Consider the following 16,285-nt stretch of genomic DNA (forward strand, 5'->3'; position numbering starts at 1 on the left):
TCAGCCGACTGTAAAAGGACCCACGCGCATGATCTACCGCCCCCTCGGCCACAGTGGCCTGCAGGTTTCCGCCCTTACCCTGGGCAGCATGCTGTTCGGCGAGCAGACCAGCACCGAGGACGCCCTGCGCATCATCGACAAGGCCTGGGACCAGGGCATCAACTTCATCGACACCGCCGACGTGTACAACGCCGGGCGCTCGGAAGAAATCGTCGGTGAAGCAGTGGCGCGCCATCGCCAGGACTGGATCGTCGCCAGCAAGGTCGGCTTCGGCCCCGCTGACGGCCTGCCCAACCGCAGCGGGCTGTCGCGCAAGCACATCTTCAACGCCCTGGAAGCCACGCTGACGCGCATGGGCATGGATTACCTGGATATCTACTACCTGCACCGCGAAGACCACAAGGTGCCACTGGAAGAGACCGTACAGGCCATCGGCGACCTGCTGCGCCAAGGCAAGATCCGCTACTGGGGCGTGTCCAACTTCCGTGGCTGGCGCATTGCCGAGGTCTGCCACATTGCCGAGCGCCTGGGCGTGCCCAAACCGGTGGTGAGCCAGCCGCTGTACAACATCGTCAACCGCCAGGCCGAGCCGGAGCAGCTCAGCGCAGCCGCCGCACACGGGCTGGGCGTGGTGCCGTTCAGCCCATTGGCCCGGGGCGTACTCAGTGGCAAGTATGCACCGGGTGCCGTTCCTGATGCCGGCAGCCGCGCCGGGCGCCAGGACAAGCGCATCATGGAGGTGGAGTGGCGCCAGGAGTCGCTGGCCATCGCCCGGCAGATCCAGGCTTATGTAGAGGCCAAAGGGGTGGGCATTGTCGAGTTTGCCATTGCCTGGGTGTTGAACAACCAGTGGGTCAGTTCGGCGATTGTCGGGCCGCGTACCGAAGAACAATGGGATACCTATGGTGGTGCATTGGCGGTGAAGATCACGGCGGAGGATGAAGCATTCATCGACTCGCTGGTGACGCCGGGGCATGCCTCGACGCCGGGGTTCAATGATGTGGCCCACTATGTGAGCGGGCGGTTGGCCCGTAGCTGATTATTTCCTGTACCGGCCTCTTCGCGGGTGAACCCGCTCCCACAGGATCTGCGATGGTTTCAAGGCAAACACAATCCGTGTAGGAGCAGCCTTGTGCTGCGAAGAGGCCATTGCAGCTGAAGATAATCTTTTGCCTTACCGGCCTCTTCGCAGCACAAGGCTGCTCCTACAAGGAGAGTCGGTAGCCTGAGCTATGCAGTGCCCGCGAGAGGCCAGTGCGGAGCAAGCCATTGGGGAGCCCTGCGCCGGGCTCCCGGTCCCCCCATTCCCCAATCACCTCGGTATCGTGCGCACCATTGGTTTTCACCTTTGGAGCTGCAATGAAACTCTTCCAACCTCTGCAAGTCGGCCCGCTCACCTTGGCCAACCGTGTGTTCATGGCCCCCCTCACCCGCCTGCGCAGCCTCGAGCCGGGCGATGTGCCAACCACCCTGATGGCCGAGTATTACCGCCAGCGTGCCAGCGCCGGGCTGATCATCACCGAAGCCACCCAGATCTCCTTCCAGGCCAAGGGCTATTCCGGCTCGCCCGGCATTCATAGCGCCGAGCAGATTGCCGCCTGGAAGCACATCAACGAAGGCATTCACGCCGAAGGTGGCCACAGTGCCGTGCAGGTGTGGCACACCGGCCGGGTGTCGCACACTTCGTTGCAACCCGGCGGCGAAGCGCCTGTGGCACCCTCGGCGCTGCCGGCCGGCGCCCGTACCACCCTGCGTGACGAGCAAGGCAACCTGGTACGTGTAGAGACCTCCGCACCGCGCGCCCTGAGCGAGAACGAAATTGCAGGCATCGTGGCCGACTTCGGCCAGGCAGCGGTGAACGCCCGCGAAGCCGGCTTCGACTTCATCGAACTGCACGCTGCCCACGGCTACTTGCTGCACCAGTTCCTTACCCCCAGCGCCAACCAGCGCGAGGACCGTTACGGCGGCAGCGTCGAAAACAGGGCGCGCATTGTGCTTGAAGCGGTGGACGCGGCAATTGCCAACTGGAGTGCCGAGCGCGTGGGTATCCGCGTGTTCCCGCTGGGTGGGTTCAATGGCGTGGACAATGGCGAAGACCAGGAGGCCGCAGGCCTTTACCTGATCCGCGAGCTGGCCAAGCGCAACCTCGCCTACCTGCACCTGTCCGAGCCGGACTGGGCCGGTGGCAAACCGCTGCGTGACGCGTTCCGCCAGGCGATTCGCGCTGCCTATCCGGGGGTGATCATTGCTGCGGGTGCCTACACCGCCGAGAAAGGCGAAGACTTGATCGGGCGTGGTTTGATCGATGCCGTGGCGTTCGGGCGCAGCTACATTGCCAACCCGGACCTTGTACAGCGGCTGCGGGTGCAGGCACCTCTGAACGAACATCGGGCGCAATTTGATTACGCCAATGGGCCAGAAGGCTACACAGACTATCCGTTTCTGCACCAGGCCCTGGGCGCTACTGAAGGCTTGGCTCATCGATAATGATGTTCAGCGCATACAGACAGCCATCCTGCCTCTGGGTCAATGCAACACCACCTGGAAGGTAAAAAAAAGGAGCCCTCGAGGGGCTCCTTCTCCAGTGGCTGGGCACGCCTGGGCGTACCGGTCACTCAGGCAACTTACTCGGCGCGCACTTGCGCAGCCTGCATGCCTTTCTGGCCTTTCTCAGCGACGAAAGACACTTTCTGGCCTTCTTTCAGCGACTTGAAACCGTCCGATTCAATGGCTTTGAAGTGAACGAAAAGGTCGTCGCCACCGTTTTCGGGGGTGATGAAACCGAACCCCTTCTCATCGTTGAACCATTTGACCGTACCATTTTGTCTGTTGGACATGCTCTAAATCCTCGAATGCTGATTGGTGCGTTTGCGTGAACAGTCAAGCCGCCAGTCGATCGACTGGCATCTTCACAGTGCATCTTGGGCGATATGAAGCCAACTGGCCACTGACACTTTTGTCAAAGCGCAAAAAAGTCACTTGCAACACACGCGCACTACACCAGATCAGCCAGCGCTTGAGCCGCAAAAGCGTATGAACGCTGTCGCGCCAGCGGATCATAGATGCGGCAGTCGATCATCAGCTCATCTGCCCCAGTCTGCTCGATCAGCGAGCGCAGCCCTTCTCGCACCCGCTGCGGTCCACCCGCCACGGTGCAGGCCATCACCTGTTCAAGCACCGCCCGTTCATGCTCAGGCAGGCGCTCGACATAGCCCTCCTGCGGCTTGGGCAACAACCCCAGGCGGCCCATGTGCAGGTCCAGCATCCACTTGCGGTGGGAGCTGGCCAGGTAGTCTGCCTCTGCATCACTGGCGGCAGCGAACAGGTTCATGCCCACCATCACATAAGGCTTGGCCAATTGCGCTGAGGGTTGAAAGTTGGCGCGGTAATGGGCAATTGCCTGCAGCAGGTAACGCGGGGCAAAGTGCGAAGCGAAGGCATAGGGCAGGCCCAGCTTGGCTGCCAGGTCGGCGCCAAACAGGCTCGAGCCGAGGATCCACACCGGCACATCGTGGCTGCCAGGTACGCCACGCACCCGGCGTTGGCCGTTGTCGGCCAGGTAATCGCGCAGTTCGGCGATGTCCTGGCCGAAATCGCGCTCTGGCGCTGCCCCGCGCAAGGCACGCACGGTCGGCCCGGACGTGCCTGGCGCGCGGCCCAGGCCCAGGTCGATACGGCCCGGGTGCAAGGTATCGAGGGTGCCGAACTGCTCGGCTATCACCAGCGGTGCATGGTTGGGCAGCATGATGCCACCGGCGCCGACGCGGATGTGCCGGGTGGCGTTGGCAACTTCGTTGATCACCAGCGAAGTGGCAGCCGAGCCGATACCCGGCATGTCGTGGTGCTCGGCGATCCAGTAGCGACTGTAGTGTTGTTGCTCGACATGGCGCGCCAGCTGGCGGGATTCTTCGATCGCGTCGGCGAAGGTCTTGCCGTCGCCGATCATGACCAGATCCAGTACGGACAGTGCAGTCATGGGGTCTCCAGAGGGATTATCAGTGGCTGACAGTTTCCCTGCTGCGCCGCCAGCGATAAACCCGGGTTCAGGCCCGGGATTGGGGCCTGATATTCCCCAGTCAGTACTCCCAAGGCACGCCCGGTTCCCAACTGGCCACCAACAAGTCGATGAAACCGCGCACCCGGGGGGACAGGTGGCGCTTGCTCGGGTACACGATGCGAATCGGGTCCGCCGGTGGCCGATAGGCGTGCAGTACTTCCACCAAGGCGCCGGCGCGCAGGTCGTCACCGGTGATATAGGTGGGCAGGTGAATCAGGCCGAAACCGGCGCGGGCGCCGTCGAGCATCGCCTCCGAGCTGTCGATGTTCAACCGCCCGGGGTCTTCGCACAGGTGCAGCCCTGCTTCAGTGTTGAAGCGCCAGGGCATGGCTTTCTCGCCAGCGAGAAAGGCGATCTTGTCGTGACCATAAAGGTCGGCGGGCACCAGGGGAATACCTCGCATGTCGAGGTATGCGGGTGAAGCGCAGGTGACAAACTGCTGCCAGGCCACCGTGCGGGTCAACAGCTGCGAGTCTTCCTTGGGTGCGCCAATACGCACCGCAACGTCCACGCCCTCCTCGACCAGGTCGACGAAGCGGTCGGTGAAGCGGATGTCTGCGCGCAGTTCGGGCCACTGCTTGAGGTACTGGTCCAGGATCGGCAGCACATGGCGCTGGCCGAGCGACAGCGGCGCAGTCAGGCGCAAGGTGCCGGTGGGCTTGCCGCGGCGCTGGGCCATGGTGCTTTCCACCTCATCCAGGTCATCCAGAATCTGCCGCCAGCGCTCATAGGCCACCAGGCCCTCATCAGTCAGGCTCAGTTTGCGTGTGGTGCGGTTGAGCAGGCGCACAGCCATGCGCGCTTCCAGCCGGGCGATACTCTTGCCCACCGCCGAGCGCGTCAGGCCCAGGCTGGCGGCGGCAGCGGTGAAACTGCCGGCCTTGGCGGCGCTGACGAAGGCGGCGATATCGCCGAAGCGGTTGGGTTCCATGGTGTTTTCCTGGGGGTAACAAGACGCCTTAGATGGGTGCGGATCCAGGGAATACAAGGCGCCGCCCCATGCCAGCCCTCAGTCTGCCCTCAGGTAGCGGTCGGTCCAGGCGGCCAACGGCAGGGGTGGTTGCTGTTCAATGATGCGCCGCCAGATCAGCAGCAAGTCATCACCATTGAACATCGCGCCAGGCCCACTGCCCTGCCACTGCGAAGGCACATCGGCAATCCAGTGCCCCTGGCTGTCGCGGTGGGCCATGTTGAAGCGGAACGTGTAATTGCCGGGGATGCCCATGCGCAGGTCGGTGACCACCAGCGCATCGCCCACCTGGTCATAGCGCAGCCAGTCATCGGTGAACCAGCGCAAGCGCTGGTGCAACGGGTCACCTGCCAGCGCTTGGGCCAGTTCCAGGTTACGCGGCAGGCGCTGCATTTCTGGTGCTTGCCGGTCGAACGCGCTGCTGATGCCCTCGTAGTAATCGCCGTCCGGGGTCTTGGCCAGCACCCGCCAGACCAAGCTGTTGAACGCGATCGGCACGGCGCGTACCTCGCTGGCGACGATGCCTTGCTGGTCAAGCGCCGCCTGGAAGCGCTGCTCGGCCGCCATGCGCCCGGCCAGGCCGAAACCCAGGTAGCCGGTGCTGAACACCAGGGCAATGGTCAGCAGGCGGGTAGCCCTGCTGGTCACGCCCTTGATGATGGCGTAGATCACCGCAGCCAGCAGCGGCAAGGTGTAGACCGGGTCGATGATGAACACCGCCGCCCAGCTTTGTGGGGTCACCTGCAAGGGCCAGAACAACTGCGTGCCGTAGACCGTAAAGGCGTCGAGCAGCGGGTGGGTGACCAATACCAGCCAGAACGCCACAAACAGCCTGGGCAAGGTATAGCCCTTGCCGGGCCAGCATCTGTTTACCAGCCAGGCCAGCAGCAACGCCAGCCCGGTGAGCACGAACAGCGAGTGGGAAAAGCCGCGGTGGTAGGTCATCTGCGACACCGGGTCGGCGTAGCGGATGATCACATCCAGGTCCGGCAGCGTGCCCAGTGCTGCGCCATACAGCAGCGAGCGGCGGCCCTGGATGCGCCCGAGCACGGTCCCTTGCAGGGCCGCGCCGAGTACAGCTTGGGTGATGGAGTCCAAGGGTGGGATTCCTGAAAGAGTCGTTCCCGGAAACTACCTTCATACGCCCCTGATGTGCAATTCCCCTGGGTGGCTCAGAACAGCTGCCATGTGTACACCAGCGTCAAACGGTTTTCGTCGATGTCGCTGCGGTAGTTGGACCGCGCCATGGCATTGCGCACCCTGATCCCCAGGCCCTTGAGCACTCCACTTTGCACCGCATAACCGATATCCAGGTCACGCTCGCGGTCGCGCCCTTCGTAACCCAGCCCGGTATCGACATTGTTACCGGTGATGTAGCGCACGGTCGCTGTCAGCCCCGGTACCCCCATGGCCGCGAAGTTGTAGTCGTAGCGCACTTGGTACGAGCGTTCGTCGGTGTAGGCGAATTCATAGGTCGGTACCTCGTTACCCAGTGGCGAGATGTTGGCGAATACCCGTGGGAACGGGCTGTCGCCATAGATGCCCTGATAGCCCACGTGGAAGCTGTGGCCGCCACGGCGGGCAGTGAACATCGAGAAGAACGCCTGGTTGTCGATGTGGCCGAGCAACGCGTCGCCGTCCTCACGCGCGGTGAAGTAGCCCAGGTTGGCGGCAAGTACCCAATCCCCCACGGGTTTGCTGTGCTTCAGGCCGACAAAGCCCTGTTCGTAGATATCCTCCAGTTGCCCGTACCACAGGCTGACGCTGCTCTGGTTGGCATTGAACGCATAGTCCCCGCCCACGTAGTTGAACCCATCGCTCTCGGCTTGGCGCATCGGCACATGGCCGAGCATGGCGTTCATCTTGCCGTCGCCGCCTTCGTTGCGCAGGTGGGTGCTTTTCAAATGCCCGGCCTGCACGGTCAGCCCGTCAATTTCCGACGAGCTCACGCTGGCGCCCTGGTAGGTCGGCGGCAGCAGCCGGATGTCGCTGAAGGTCAGCACCGGCAGGTTCGGTTGCAGCTCACCGACGCGCAGCTCGGTCTTCGACAGGCGGGCCTTGAAGGTAGGTGCCAGGCGGCTGTACTCGTCGGCCGCACGGCCGTCACCATGCACCGGCAGCAAGCCGGTGTTGGTGCGGTCGGGGCCGCTGTCGAGCTTGATGCCCAGCAGGCCGAGGGCGTCCACGCCAAAGCCCACCGTCCCGGGGGTGTAACCGGACTTGAAGTCGAGGATGAAGCCCTGGGCCCACTCCTCGGCCTTGGACTGCTTGTTGGCCCCGACAATGTCGGAGAAATCGCGGCTGAAGTAATAGTTGCGGGCACTCAGGGTGGCCTTCGAATCCTCGAAGAAACCGCCTTCGGCGGCCAGTAAGGGTTGGCTGAGCAAAGTCAGGCCCAGGGCAACGCAAGGGGTGTTGTTCATTCCGAAGCTCTCTTGATCTTGTTTTTATGGATAAAGCGTTGGGAACACGGCAGTTCATGGGGTGCGGCGCAGCACCTCCCCGCCACGTGGCTGGCGCAGCCTGAGCAGTGCATGGGCCAGCAGGCCGAACAGCAGCCCCCAGAACGCCGCCGACAGGCCAAGGAAGGCCACCCCCGAAGCAGTGACCAGGAACGTGAACAGCCCGGCATCACGTTCGGCCGGTTCTGCCAGGCTGCGGGCCAGCGCTTCGCTGATGGCGCCATACAAGGCCAGCCCGGCCAGGGCCGCGATGAGCGCGGCGGGAAAGGCTGCGAACAGCGACATCAACGTGGCACCGGCAATGCCCAGCAGCAGGTACAACGTGCTGCCAGCTACCGCCGCCACATAGCGCCGCCGTGGGTTTTCGTGGGCCTCATGGCCCGTGCACAGGCTGGCGGTAACTGCCGCCAGGTTCAGCCCATGGCAGCCGAATGGCGCCAGTACCGCACCGGCCAGGGCACTGGCACTGATCAACGGGCTGGCCGGTGTGGCGTAACCCGCGTTGCGCAGCACCGCCATGCCCGGCATGAACTGACCGGTCAGCGCCACCAGCACCATCGGTAGCGCCAGGCTGAACACCGCCGACAAGCTGAACTGCGGGGTGATCCACTGCGGCGAAGCCAGCTCCAGCACCAGTGCCTCGCTACGGAACGCACCGCTGGCCACGGTTACCAAGGTGCCCACGCACAGCACCGCAGCCACCGCATAACGGGGCTGTACCCGGCGCATCAGCACGTAGGTGACGAACATCGCCAGTACCAGCAACGGCTGCACGGGCAAGGCGCGGAACACTTCGATACCGAAACTGAACAGGATGCCGGCCTGCATGCCAGCGGCGATGGACCCTGGCAAGCGCGCGATGATGCGGTCGAAGGCCCCGCTGATGCCGATCAGCAGCAGGACCAGGTTGGCCACCAGGTAGGCACCCACGGCCTGTTCCAGGCCAAGTTGCGGCAAGGCGGTGACCAGCAGCGCCGAGCCGGGGATCGACCAGGCGATCACTACCGGCACGCGGTAGCGCAAACTGAGCAGCGCACCGAGCACGGCACTGCCCATGGAAACGGCCCAGACCCAGGATGACAACTGCCGGTGAGACAGCCCGGACGCTTCGGCGGCGTGGAAAATGATCACCAGCGGGCCGGCGTAGGAGATCATCGTGGCGATGCAGCCAGCGACGATGGCGGACAGCGAACTGTCCTTGATCAGGGTTTTCATGGAACATCTCGCAAGGCATCGGCCGGCCTCGGTGGCTGGCTCTTGTTCTGGTGTTGGCTTCTTCGCGGGCTTGCCCGCTCCCACAGGGATTGCGCGAACCCGGGGCACTGCACTGAACCTGTGGGAGGGCAAGCCCGCGAAGAAGCCAACTCGGTGTATCAGGCCTCCTGCAAAGCCCGCGGCCGGCCGCTGCGCTGCTCATCCGCGCTGGCCTGGGCCTGTTGCAACTGGAAGTCGAACTTCAGCTCGGCATGCCGCCCCGCTTCGCCCTCGACAAACACCACCTCCCCCACCAGCCCATCTCGCGTGGCATAGGCAAAGTCATCCCACAGGTACTTGTCCCCCGACAGGTTGATCTGCGTGGTCAGGTGCCGATGCCCCGGTGCCGAGATGAAGAAGTGCACGTGCGCCGGGCGCTGCCCATGGCGGCCCAACAGGTCCAGGCACTCCTGTGTTGGCCCCTGCGGGTCGCATCCGTAGCCCGACGGCACGATGGAGCGCGCGCGGTAACGCCCTTCGGCATCGGTGACGATGCGACGGCGCAGGTTGTAGTCAGACTGGCCCTGGTCGAAGAATGAATAGGTGCCACGGGTATTGGCATGCCACAGGTCAACTGTGGCACCTGGCAGCGGTTGGCCTTGCGGGTCGAATACCTGCCCTTGCAGGTACATCGGCGTGGCCACGCCATCTTCACTGCCATCGTCCATGCGCACCTCACCGTGTGCGATGGGCGCGCCCGCCACATACAGCGGGCCTTCGATGGTGCGTGGCGTTCCACCTGCAAGCCCTGCGTGCTGGTCCTTGGCGTCCTGCAACAGGTCGAGGAAGTGCTCGATACCCAGGCCCGCCACCAGCAGCCCGGCCTCACCACGCCCGCCCAGGCGGTTGAGGTAGTCGACGGCATGCCAGAACTCGTCCTCGCTGACGTCCAGGTCTTCGATCAGCCGCGCGGTGTCTTGCAGCACGCGTTGCACGATACGCTTCAGGCGTGGGTTGCCATCATCGTTGCCAAAGCCTGCGGCCTTCTCGAAAAACCGCTGTACCTCGGCAGTGTGGGAAATTTTCACGGTCATGTGCGGTACCTCATCTTGTTCTTTTCGGGTTATGCCTGCGCTGCCACGGCCTGGGCCTGCCGACGGCCGCTGGCCAGGTGCACGGCCATGGCCAGGGCGGCAATCGCGCCTGGGATGGCGAAGGCGATGAAGTTGAGTTGCAGGGGCAGGTTGATGCCCATGAGTGCGCCGCCCAGCAAGGGGCCAACGATGGCGCCGTTGCGGCCGATACCCGAGGCCCAGCCAAGCCCCGTGGAACGCACCGACAGCCCATACATCTGCGCAGCACCGGCATACAGCAGGATCTGCGTACCAATGGTGGTGGCGCCGGCAATGAAGATCAGCAGGTACAGCACCGGCATCGGGCTGTTGACGCCCAGCAAGCTGATCGACAGCGCGGCGGCAATGAAGAACGCCACCTTGACCTTGACCAGGTTGTAGCGGTCGCCCAGCCAGCCGCCGAGAATCGCCCCGGCCATGCCGCCAAAGTTCAACGCCAGCAGGAACGACAGGCTGGAGCCCAGGCTGTAGCCAGCGTTGGCCATCAGTTTCGGCAGCCACGAGCTGAGCGCATAAACCATCAGCAGGCAGCAGAAAAACGCCAGCCACAGCGCCAGGGTGCGAATGGCCAGGCCGTTGCGGAATAGCTCAAGTACAGCGGTAAACTTGCCGGCCCTTTCGCGGGACAAGCCCGCTCCCACAGAAGCGACCAGTACATCATCAGGTTGTATGTTGCAGTCCGGGTCCAGCCGTTTGAGCAAGGCACGCGCTTCCTCGGTACGCCCCTTGCGCACCAGAAAACCGATGGACTCTGGCAGGTAGTACAGGATTACCGGCAACAGCAGCAGTGGCACTGCAGCGGCGAAGAACATCGACTCCCAGCCGAAACGCGGCAGCATGAAAATGCCGACGCCCGCCGACAGCATGCCGCCCAACGAATAGCCGCTGAACATGATCGCCACCAACGTGCTTCGCAGGCGCTTGGGCGCGTACTCGTTCATCAATGCCACGGCATTGGGCATCAGGCCACCACAGCCCAGGCCGGCGATGAAGCGGTAGATGCCAAACTCGCTGGGGCTGCTGGCGAAGCCATTGAGGATGGTCGCCCCCGAGAACAAGGCGAAACAGATGGCAATGCCCTTCTTGCGCCCGATGCGGTCGGCCAGGCTGCCGAATGCCAGGGCGCCGAACATCATGCCGAACAGCGCGTAACTGCCCAGCGCACCTGCCTGCAAAGGGGTCAGGCCCCACTCTTTCATGATGACCGGCAGTACCACGCCGTAGATGAACAGGTCATAGCCGTCGAAGATCAACAACAGGCCGCACCAGGCCATGACCATCCAGTGAAACGGGGTAAAGCGCGCGTTATCGATGATCGGGTGTACGTCCAGGGTTCGCATGGCATCTGTCGCTCTTGTTTTTGTTGTGATGGAAAGCTGTTGCCTTGGGATGTTGCTCAGCCGAGGTCGCCGCCCCCGACCGGCAAGGTCACGCCGGTGATGTACGAGGCCTCGTCGGAAGCGAGGAAGAGAATCGCCCCCACCTGCTCGTCGATGCTGCCGTAGCGATGCATCAGGCTGCTGTCGAGGGTCTGGTCGACGATCTGCTGGTACCAGTGTTTTTCCTGCTCGCTCTGCGCGGCGCTGTTGCGTGGCACGCGCCGGGGTGGTGCTTCGGTGCCGCCGGGCGCAGTGGCGTTGACGCGGATGCCCCGCCCGGCGGTTTCGAAGGCCAGGCATGCGGTAAGCGCGTTGACGCCGCCCTTGGCTGCGCCATAAGGCACCCGGTTGACGCCACGGGTGGCGATGGACGAAACGTTGACGATGGCGCCGCTGCCGCGCTCAAGCATGTACGGCAGCGCGGCATGGCAGCACCACAGGGTGGGGAACAGCGAACGGCGCAGTTCGGCTTCGATCTGCTCGACTTCGTAGTGCTCGAAAGGCTTGGCCCAGATGGTGCCGCCAACGTTGTTCACCAGGATGTCGAGGCGGCCGAAGGTTTCCACCGCACTGGCCATGACCCGGGCGCAATCGGTGTGTTGCTCCAGGTCAGCGGTGAGGGTGAGCATGCCTTCGCCGGCCAGTTCGTGGACCAGATCGGAACGGTCTACCGCCACCACTTGCGCGCCTTCGGCCTTCAGCCGCCAGCACACGCCCCGGCCGATGCCTTGGGCGGCACCGGTGACCAGGGCGACCTTGCCTTGGAATCTGTTGTTCATATGCAAATCTCCGCCTTCCCGCGGTCCCTGTGGGAGCGGGTTTACCCGCGAATGCGTCCGGCAAGACAAAGCTGCTGTACCTGCTGGCCTCTTCGCGGGTGAACCCGCTCCCACAGGGGGCGGTGTTATGTCCGGGATAAAAGGAATCAGGCCGCTGCCGCAAACTTCTCGTAGTAGAAGTTGGCCGGGGTAATGCCCTGCTCGCGAACGTACTGGCTGACCGCCTCGACCATCGGCGGCGGCCCGCACAGGTACAGGTCCACATCCCCGTCGTTGAGGTGGCGTGGCTCGATGTGCTGGGTCACGTAGCCCTTTTGCGGGTACTGGCTGTCCGGGTTGGCCACACAAGCGCTGTAGGTAAAGTTGGGAATGCGCGCCGCCAGCGCTTGCAGGCGGTCGAGCTCGACCAGGTCGAAGTCGTTGGTCACGCCATAGATCAGGTGCAGCGGGTGTTCACTACCCTGCTCTGCGATCTTCTCTAGCATCGCCGTGAACGGCGCCAGCCCCGTGCCACCGGCCAACAGCAACAGCGGGCGCTGGATCGGCCGCAGGTAGAAGCTGCCCAGCGGCCCTGCCAGGCTCATGCTGTCGCCGGCTTTGGCCAGGTTGGTCAGGAAGCTGCTCATCAACCCGCCTGGAACGTTGCGGATCAGGAAGCTGACTTCGCCGCCCTTCTGCAACGAACTGAACGAATAGGCGCGGCTCTGCTCGCTGCCCGGCACCTTGAGGTTGACGTACTGCCCTGGCAGGAAGGCCAGGCGGCTTAGCGCTTCACCCTTGATCGACAGGGCGATTGTGCTGGCCGACAGTTGGCGCACATCGCTGATGGCGGCTTCGAAGCTGGCCTGTTCGGTCTTGCACAGCTGCGACGAGGCCGGGATGCGGATGACGCAGTCGCTTTCTGCACGCATCTGGCAGGTCAGTACATAGCCTTCGGCGATTTCGTCTTCGTTCAGGGCATCTTCGATGAAGTTGTCGCCCAGGTCGTAGCGGCCGGATTCGGCCTTGCACTTGCAGGTACCGCAGGCGCCGTCTCGGCAGTCCAGCGGGATGTTGATGCCCTGGCGGTAGGCGGCGTCAGCCACGGTTTCATGGCCGGCGGCTTCAATGAAGCGGGTAACCCCGTCTTCGAAATTCAGTGCGATCTGGTAGCTCATGTTGCACCTCGCGGGCGAGCCGGCCCACGGAACGTCGCAAGACGCACCGGGCAGTGCTCGCAAAACCCTGTATCAGATGTGGTAGATGTCGATGACCTGGCGCACGTAGTCGTTCTTCAGCACCACCTTCTTGGCCTTGATCAACGGCTGTTCGCCGCGCAGGTCGAGGGTGTAGAAGCTGGTGCCGAAGTAACTGTCGGTGGTCTTGTAGCGGAAGCTCAGGGTGTGCCAGTTGAAGCGCACCTGGCAGCTGCCCTCGCCCTGTTCGACGATCTCGATGTTGCTGATGTTGTGCGAGGTGCGGGTGTCGGGCACGGTCGCACTGGAGCGCTCGGTCTTGATGCGGAACACCCGGTCTTCCAGGCCGCCACGGTTGCCGTACCAGATCAGCGAGATTTCGCTTTGTGGGTCTTCGGTGAGGGTGTCGTCATCGTCCCAGCTCGGCATCCAGAAGCTGGCATCGCTGGCGTACAGTTCCAGCCACTGGTCCCACTGGGCGTCGTCCAGGTACCGCGCTTCGCGGTAGAGGAAGTCGCGCACGGTCTCATAAAGGCTCATTGCACGGCCTCCACGGGAATCAGCTGCTGGTCGTCCTTCAGGGCCTGGATCATGGTGTCCTGCCAGTACTTGTGCTGCAGCACGAACAGGCCTTCGTCCTCGGTACGCACGCCAGACAGCAGCGGTGCGAGCTCAATCTCCCTGGCCGCCTCATCGGCACCTTCAACCCAGTGCTTCGCGCCCCGGGACATGTCGTTCCAGCCGGTACCACCGCCGTAGCCGGTCTGGCACGAGCGGAACTCTTCCAGGTCGTCCGGGGTGGCCATGCCGCTGACGTTGAAGAAGTCTTCGTACTGGCGGATGCGTTTTGCACGGGCATCGGCGCTCTCGCCTTTGGGCGCGATGCAGTAGATGGTGATTTCGGTCTTGTTCACCGAAATCGGCCGGGCAACGCGAATCTGCGAGCTGAACTGGTCCATCAGGTACACGTTCGGGTACAGGCACAGGTTGCGCGAGTTCTCGATCATCCAGTCGGCACGTGCCTGGCCGAAGTCGGCGGCCAGCTGGTCGCGGCGCTCATAGGCCGGGCGGTCTTCGGGGTTGGCCCAGCGGGTCCACAGCAGCAGGTGGCCGTGGTCGAAGGAGTAGAAACCGCCGCCCTGCTTGGCCCAGGAGCCCGCGCTCATGGTCTTGATCTCGTCGCCCGCCTCGCGCTGCTTGCGCTGGTTCTGGGTAGCGGCGTAGTTCCAGTGCACGGAACTGACGTGGTAGCCGTCAGCGCCGTTCTCGGCAGTCAGCTTCCAGTTGCCTTCGTAAATGTATGAGCTGGCACCGCGCAGCACTTCCAGGCCTTCCGGCGACTGGTCGACGATCATGTCGATGATCTTGGCCGATTCGCCCAGGTGCTCCACCAACGGTTTCACATCGGCATTCAGGCTGCCGAACAAAAAGCCCCGGTACGACTCGAAACGCGCCACCTTGGTCAGGTCGTGGGAGCCGTCGCAGTTGAAGCTGTCGGGGTAGCCGGCGTTGCTCGGGTCTTTCACCTTCAGCAGTTTGCCGCTGTTGTTGAACGTCCAGCCGTGGAACGGGCAGGTGTAGCTGGAGCGGTTGCCGCGCTTGTGCCGGCACAGCATGGCGCCGCGGTGGCTGCAGGCGTTGAGGAAGGCATTGAGCTCACCGTCCTTGTTGCGCGCGATGAAAATCGGCTGGCGCCCCATGGTCAGGGTGAGGAAGTCGTTTTTTTCGGGGATCTGGCTTTCGTGGGCCAGGTAGATCCAGTTGCCCTCGAAGATGTGTTTCATCTCCAGGTCGAACAGGCGTGGGTCGGTGAACATCTCCCGCTTGCAGCGGTAGATGCCCTTTTCACGGTCGTCCTCGAGCATGGCATTGAGGTAGTCGAATCCCAGGGACATGGCCAGGGTCTCCATTGTTATTGTTAAGACCTGGTCAGTTTGGGGGCTGGTATCGGGCGGGAGTATCCGGTTTGTGCGAAGTGATATCCGTTTTGTGCAGGTTGAGGTGCCTGGTTTGAGGGCCTCTTCGCGGGCTCGCCCGCTCCCACAGGATTACCACTGTCCCCAAGCTTGTGGAATACCTGTGGGAGCGGGCGAGCCCGCGAAAAGGCCGGTGCGTTTCAGCGCCGGTTGCGGAGGGTTTCGGAGGGCAATTCACCAAACTGCTGCCGATACACCTCGGAAAACCGCCCAAGGTGCAGGAAGCCATAATCCATGGCCAGCTCAGTCACGCTGCGCACCGCGCAACTGGCGTCGCCCAGGCAGGCATGCACCTGCTCCAGCTTTCGCTGGCGCACGTAATGCTTGGGCGTGGTGCTCAGGTGCTGTTCAAACAACGCATAGAGCGAACGCAAACTCATGCAGGCCTGCTCTGCCAGCACTTCTGCGGACAACTCCAGCTTCAGGTTGCGTTCGATGTAATCAAGAATACGCTCAAGGCCGGCCTGCGGTGCGCTCAGGCTTTCGCGACGGATATTGGTGCTCATCAGGGTCAGCAGCTTGCTGGCGACAATCTGGCTGTAATGGCCCTGCACCCTGGGCAGCGGGTCGCTCACTTCCGCTTCATGGCAAACCATGGCCAGCAGGTTGACGAACCCGTCCAGTTCATCCAGCCGGTAATGATTGCGCAAGAACCGCACGCCCCCATCGGGCCGGTGCCAGCGCTGTTCGTCGCAGATCGAGTCCAACAGCCGGGTGGGCACTTTCAGGATGAACTTCTCGCAGTCTTCCGAATAGGTCAGGTCAACCGGGTCATCCGGGTTGATCAACAGCAGTTCGCCCGGTACCAGGTGCTGCTCGCGTTTGTGCCCGCGCCACAGGCAGTTGCCATTGAGCAACACTTGCAGGTGGTAGATGGTTTCCAGCGCCGGCGAGGTAACGCGCACGCTACCGCCGTAGCTGATGCGACACAGGTCGAGCTCGGCGAACTTGCGGTGGCTGAGGCTAGCCTGGGGATGGGTGGTACGGGACAGACCGATGCAATGCTGGCCTACATGCTGGTTCACGTAATCGGACACAGCATAAGGGTCGGCGTGGTGAAACACGCTACTGCGCTCACTCAGCAGGCGGCTTTCCATAGGCAAGGCACTCGGTATCGTTATTGTTTTGGTCGCCGCTTCCTACCGCCTTGTGGGCTGTGG

General features: G+C 63.1%; 15 protein-coding genes. 2 read left to right on the top strand and 13 right to left on the bottom strand.

The features are described 5' to 3' along the window. Nucleotides 1–28: 28 nt before the first annotated feature. Together ABOC32_RS18135 and ABOC32_RS18140 are read left to right on the top strand one after the other, a co-directional pair. The gene (locus tag ABOC32_RS18135) at nt 29–1,039 is read left to right on the top strand and encodes an aldo/keto reductase (RefSeq protein ID WP_426808251.1); all 1,011 of its coding nucleotides are present in this window, start codon (nt 29–31) and stop codon (nt 1,037–1,039) included. 320 nt (nt 1,040–1,359) lie between these two features. Further along, nucleotides 1,360–2,487, top strand: a complete 1,128-nt coding sequence (locus ABOC32_RS18140) for an alkene reductase (protein WP_426808252.1) — start codon at nt 1,360–1,362, stop codon at nt 2,485–2,487. Nucleotides 2,488–2,624: 137 nt separating this feature from the next. Here ABOC32_RS18140 and ABOC32_RS18145 read toward each other — a convergent pair whose 3' ends face one another. From ABOC32_RS18145 to benR, 13 genes are all read right to left on the bottom strand, one after another. Beyond that, nucleotides 2,625–2,837: a cold-shock protein gene (locus ABOC32_RS18145; protein ID WP_234228435.1), complete on the bottom strand. Its 213-nt coding sequence runs from the start codon at nt 2,835–2,837 to the stop codon at nt 2,625–2,627. Between the two features lie 158 nt (nt 2,838–2,995). Continuing rightward, nucleotides 2,996–3,976, bottom strand: coding sequence for an LLM class flavin-dependent oxidoreductase (locus ABOC32_RS18150; RefSeq protein ID WP_426808253.1), 981 nt, complete (start codon nt 3,974–3,976; stop codon nt 2,996–2,998). A gap of 100 nt (nt 3,977–4,076) precedes the next feature. Further along, complete coding sequence (locus tag ABOC32_RS18155; protein WP_426808254.1) at nt 4,077–4,988, bottom strand: LysR substrate-binding domain-containing protein; 912 nt, start codon at nt 4,986–4,988, stop codon at nt 4,077–4,079. Between the two features lie 78 nt (nt 4,989–5,066). Beyond that, nucleotides 5,067–6,125 carry a metal-dependent hydrolase gene (locus ABOC32_RS18160; protein WP_426808255.1) on the bottom strand — a complete coding sequence of 353 codons (1,059 nt, stop codon included), beginning with the start codon at nt 6,123–6,125 and terminating at the stop codon, nt 5,067–5,069. A 74-nt stretch (nt 6,126–6,199) separates the two neighbouring features. Then, on the bottom strand, nt 6,200–7,450 hold the full coding sequence (locus tag ABOC32_RS18165) for an OprD family porin (RefSeq protein WP_426808256.1): 1,251 nt from the start codon (nt 7,448–7,450) through the stop codon (nt 6,200–6,202). Nucleotides 7,451–7,504: 54 nt separating this feature from the next. Next, nucleotides 7,505–8,704: a benzoate/H(+) symporter BenE family transporter gene (locus tag ABOC32_RS18170; RefSeq protein ID WP_426808257.1), complete on the bottom strand. Its 1,200-nt coding sequence runs from the start codon at nt 8,702–8,704 to the stop codon at nt 7,505–7,507. 158 nt (nt 8,705–8,862) lie between these two features. Further along, complete coding sequence (gene catA / locus ABOC32_RS18175) at nt 8,863–9,777, bottom strand: catechol 1,2-dioxygenase (RefSeq protein WP_426808258.1); 915 nt, start codon at nt 9,775–9,777, stop codon at nt 8,863–8,865. Nucleotides 9,778–9,806: 29 nt separating this feature from the next. Next, on the bottom strand, nt 9,807–11,156 hold the full coding sequence (locus ABOC32_RS18180) for an MFS transporter (protein ID WP_426808259.1): 1,350 nt from the start codon (nt 11,154–11,156) through the stop codon (nt 9,807–9,809). A gap of 56 nt (nt 11,157–11,212) precedes the next feature. Beyond that, nucleotides 11,213–11,974: a 1,6-dihydroxycyclohexa-2,4-diene-1-carboxylate dehydrogenase gene (locus tag ABOC32_RS18185; protein ID WP_426808260.1), complete on the bottom strand. Its 762-nt coding sequence runs from the start codon at nt 11,972–11,974 to the stop codon at nt 11,213–11,215. 146 nt (nt 11,975–12,120) lie between these two features. Further along, nucleotides 12,121–13,131, bottom strand: a complete 1,011-nt coding sequence (gene benC / locus ABOC32_RS18190) for a benzoate 1,2-dioxygenase electron transfer component BenC (RefSeq protein ID WP_059394918.1) — start codon at nt 13,129–13,131, stop codon at nt 12,121–12,123. Nucleotides 13,132–13,203: 72 nt separating this feature from the next. Continuing rightward, the gene (gene benB / locus ABOC32_RS18195) at nt 13,204–13,689 is read right to left on the bottom strand and encodes a benzoate 1,2-dioxygenase small subunit (protein ID WP_004374327.1); all 486 of its coding nucleotides are present in this window, start codon (nt 13,687–13,689) and stop codon (nt 13,204–13,206) included. Beyond that, nucleotides 13,686–15,044 (bottom strand): benzoate 1,2-dioxygenase large subunit, encoded by a 1,359-nt coding sequence (gene benA, locus ABOC32_RS18200; RefSeq protein WP_043201301.1) that lies wholly within the window; start codon nt 15,042–15,044, stop codon nt 13,686–13,688. Before benA ends, benB begins: the two co-directional genes overlap by 4 nt. Nucleotides 15,045–15,265: 221 nt before the next feature. Continuing rightward, the gene (benR, locus tag ABOC32_RS18205) at nt 15,266–16,222 is read right to left on the bottom strand and encodes a benABC operon transcriptional activator BenR (RefSeq protein ID WP_426808261.1); all 957 of its coding nucleotides are present in this window, start codon (nt 16,220–16,222) and stop codon (nt 15,266–15,268) included. Nucleotides 16,223–16,285 lie beyond the last annotated feature (63 nt).

Origin of the sequence: Pseudomonas sp. WOUb67 (assembly GCF_050058005.1) — a bacterium.
Taxonomy (GTDB): domain Bacteria; phylum Pseudomonadota; class Gammaproteobacteria; order Pseudomonadales; family Pseudomonadaceae; genus Aquipseudomonas; species Aquipseudomonas putida_R.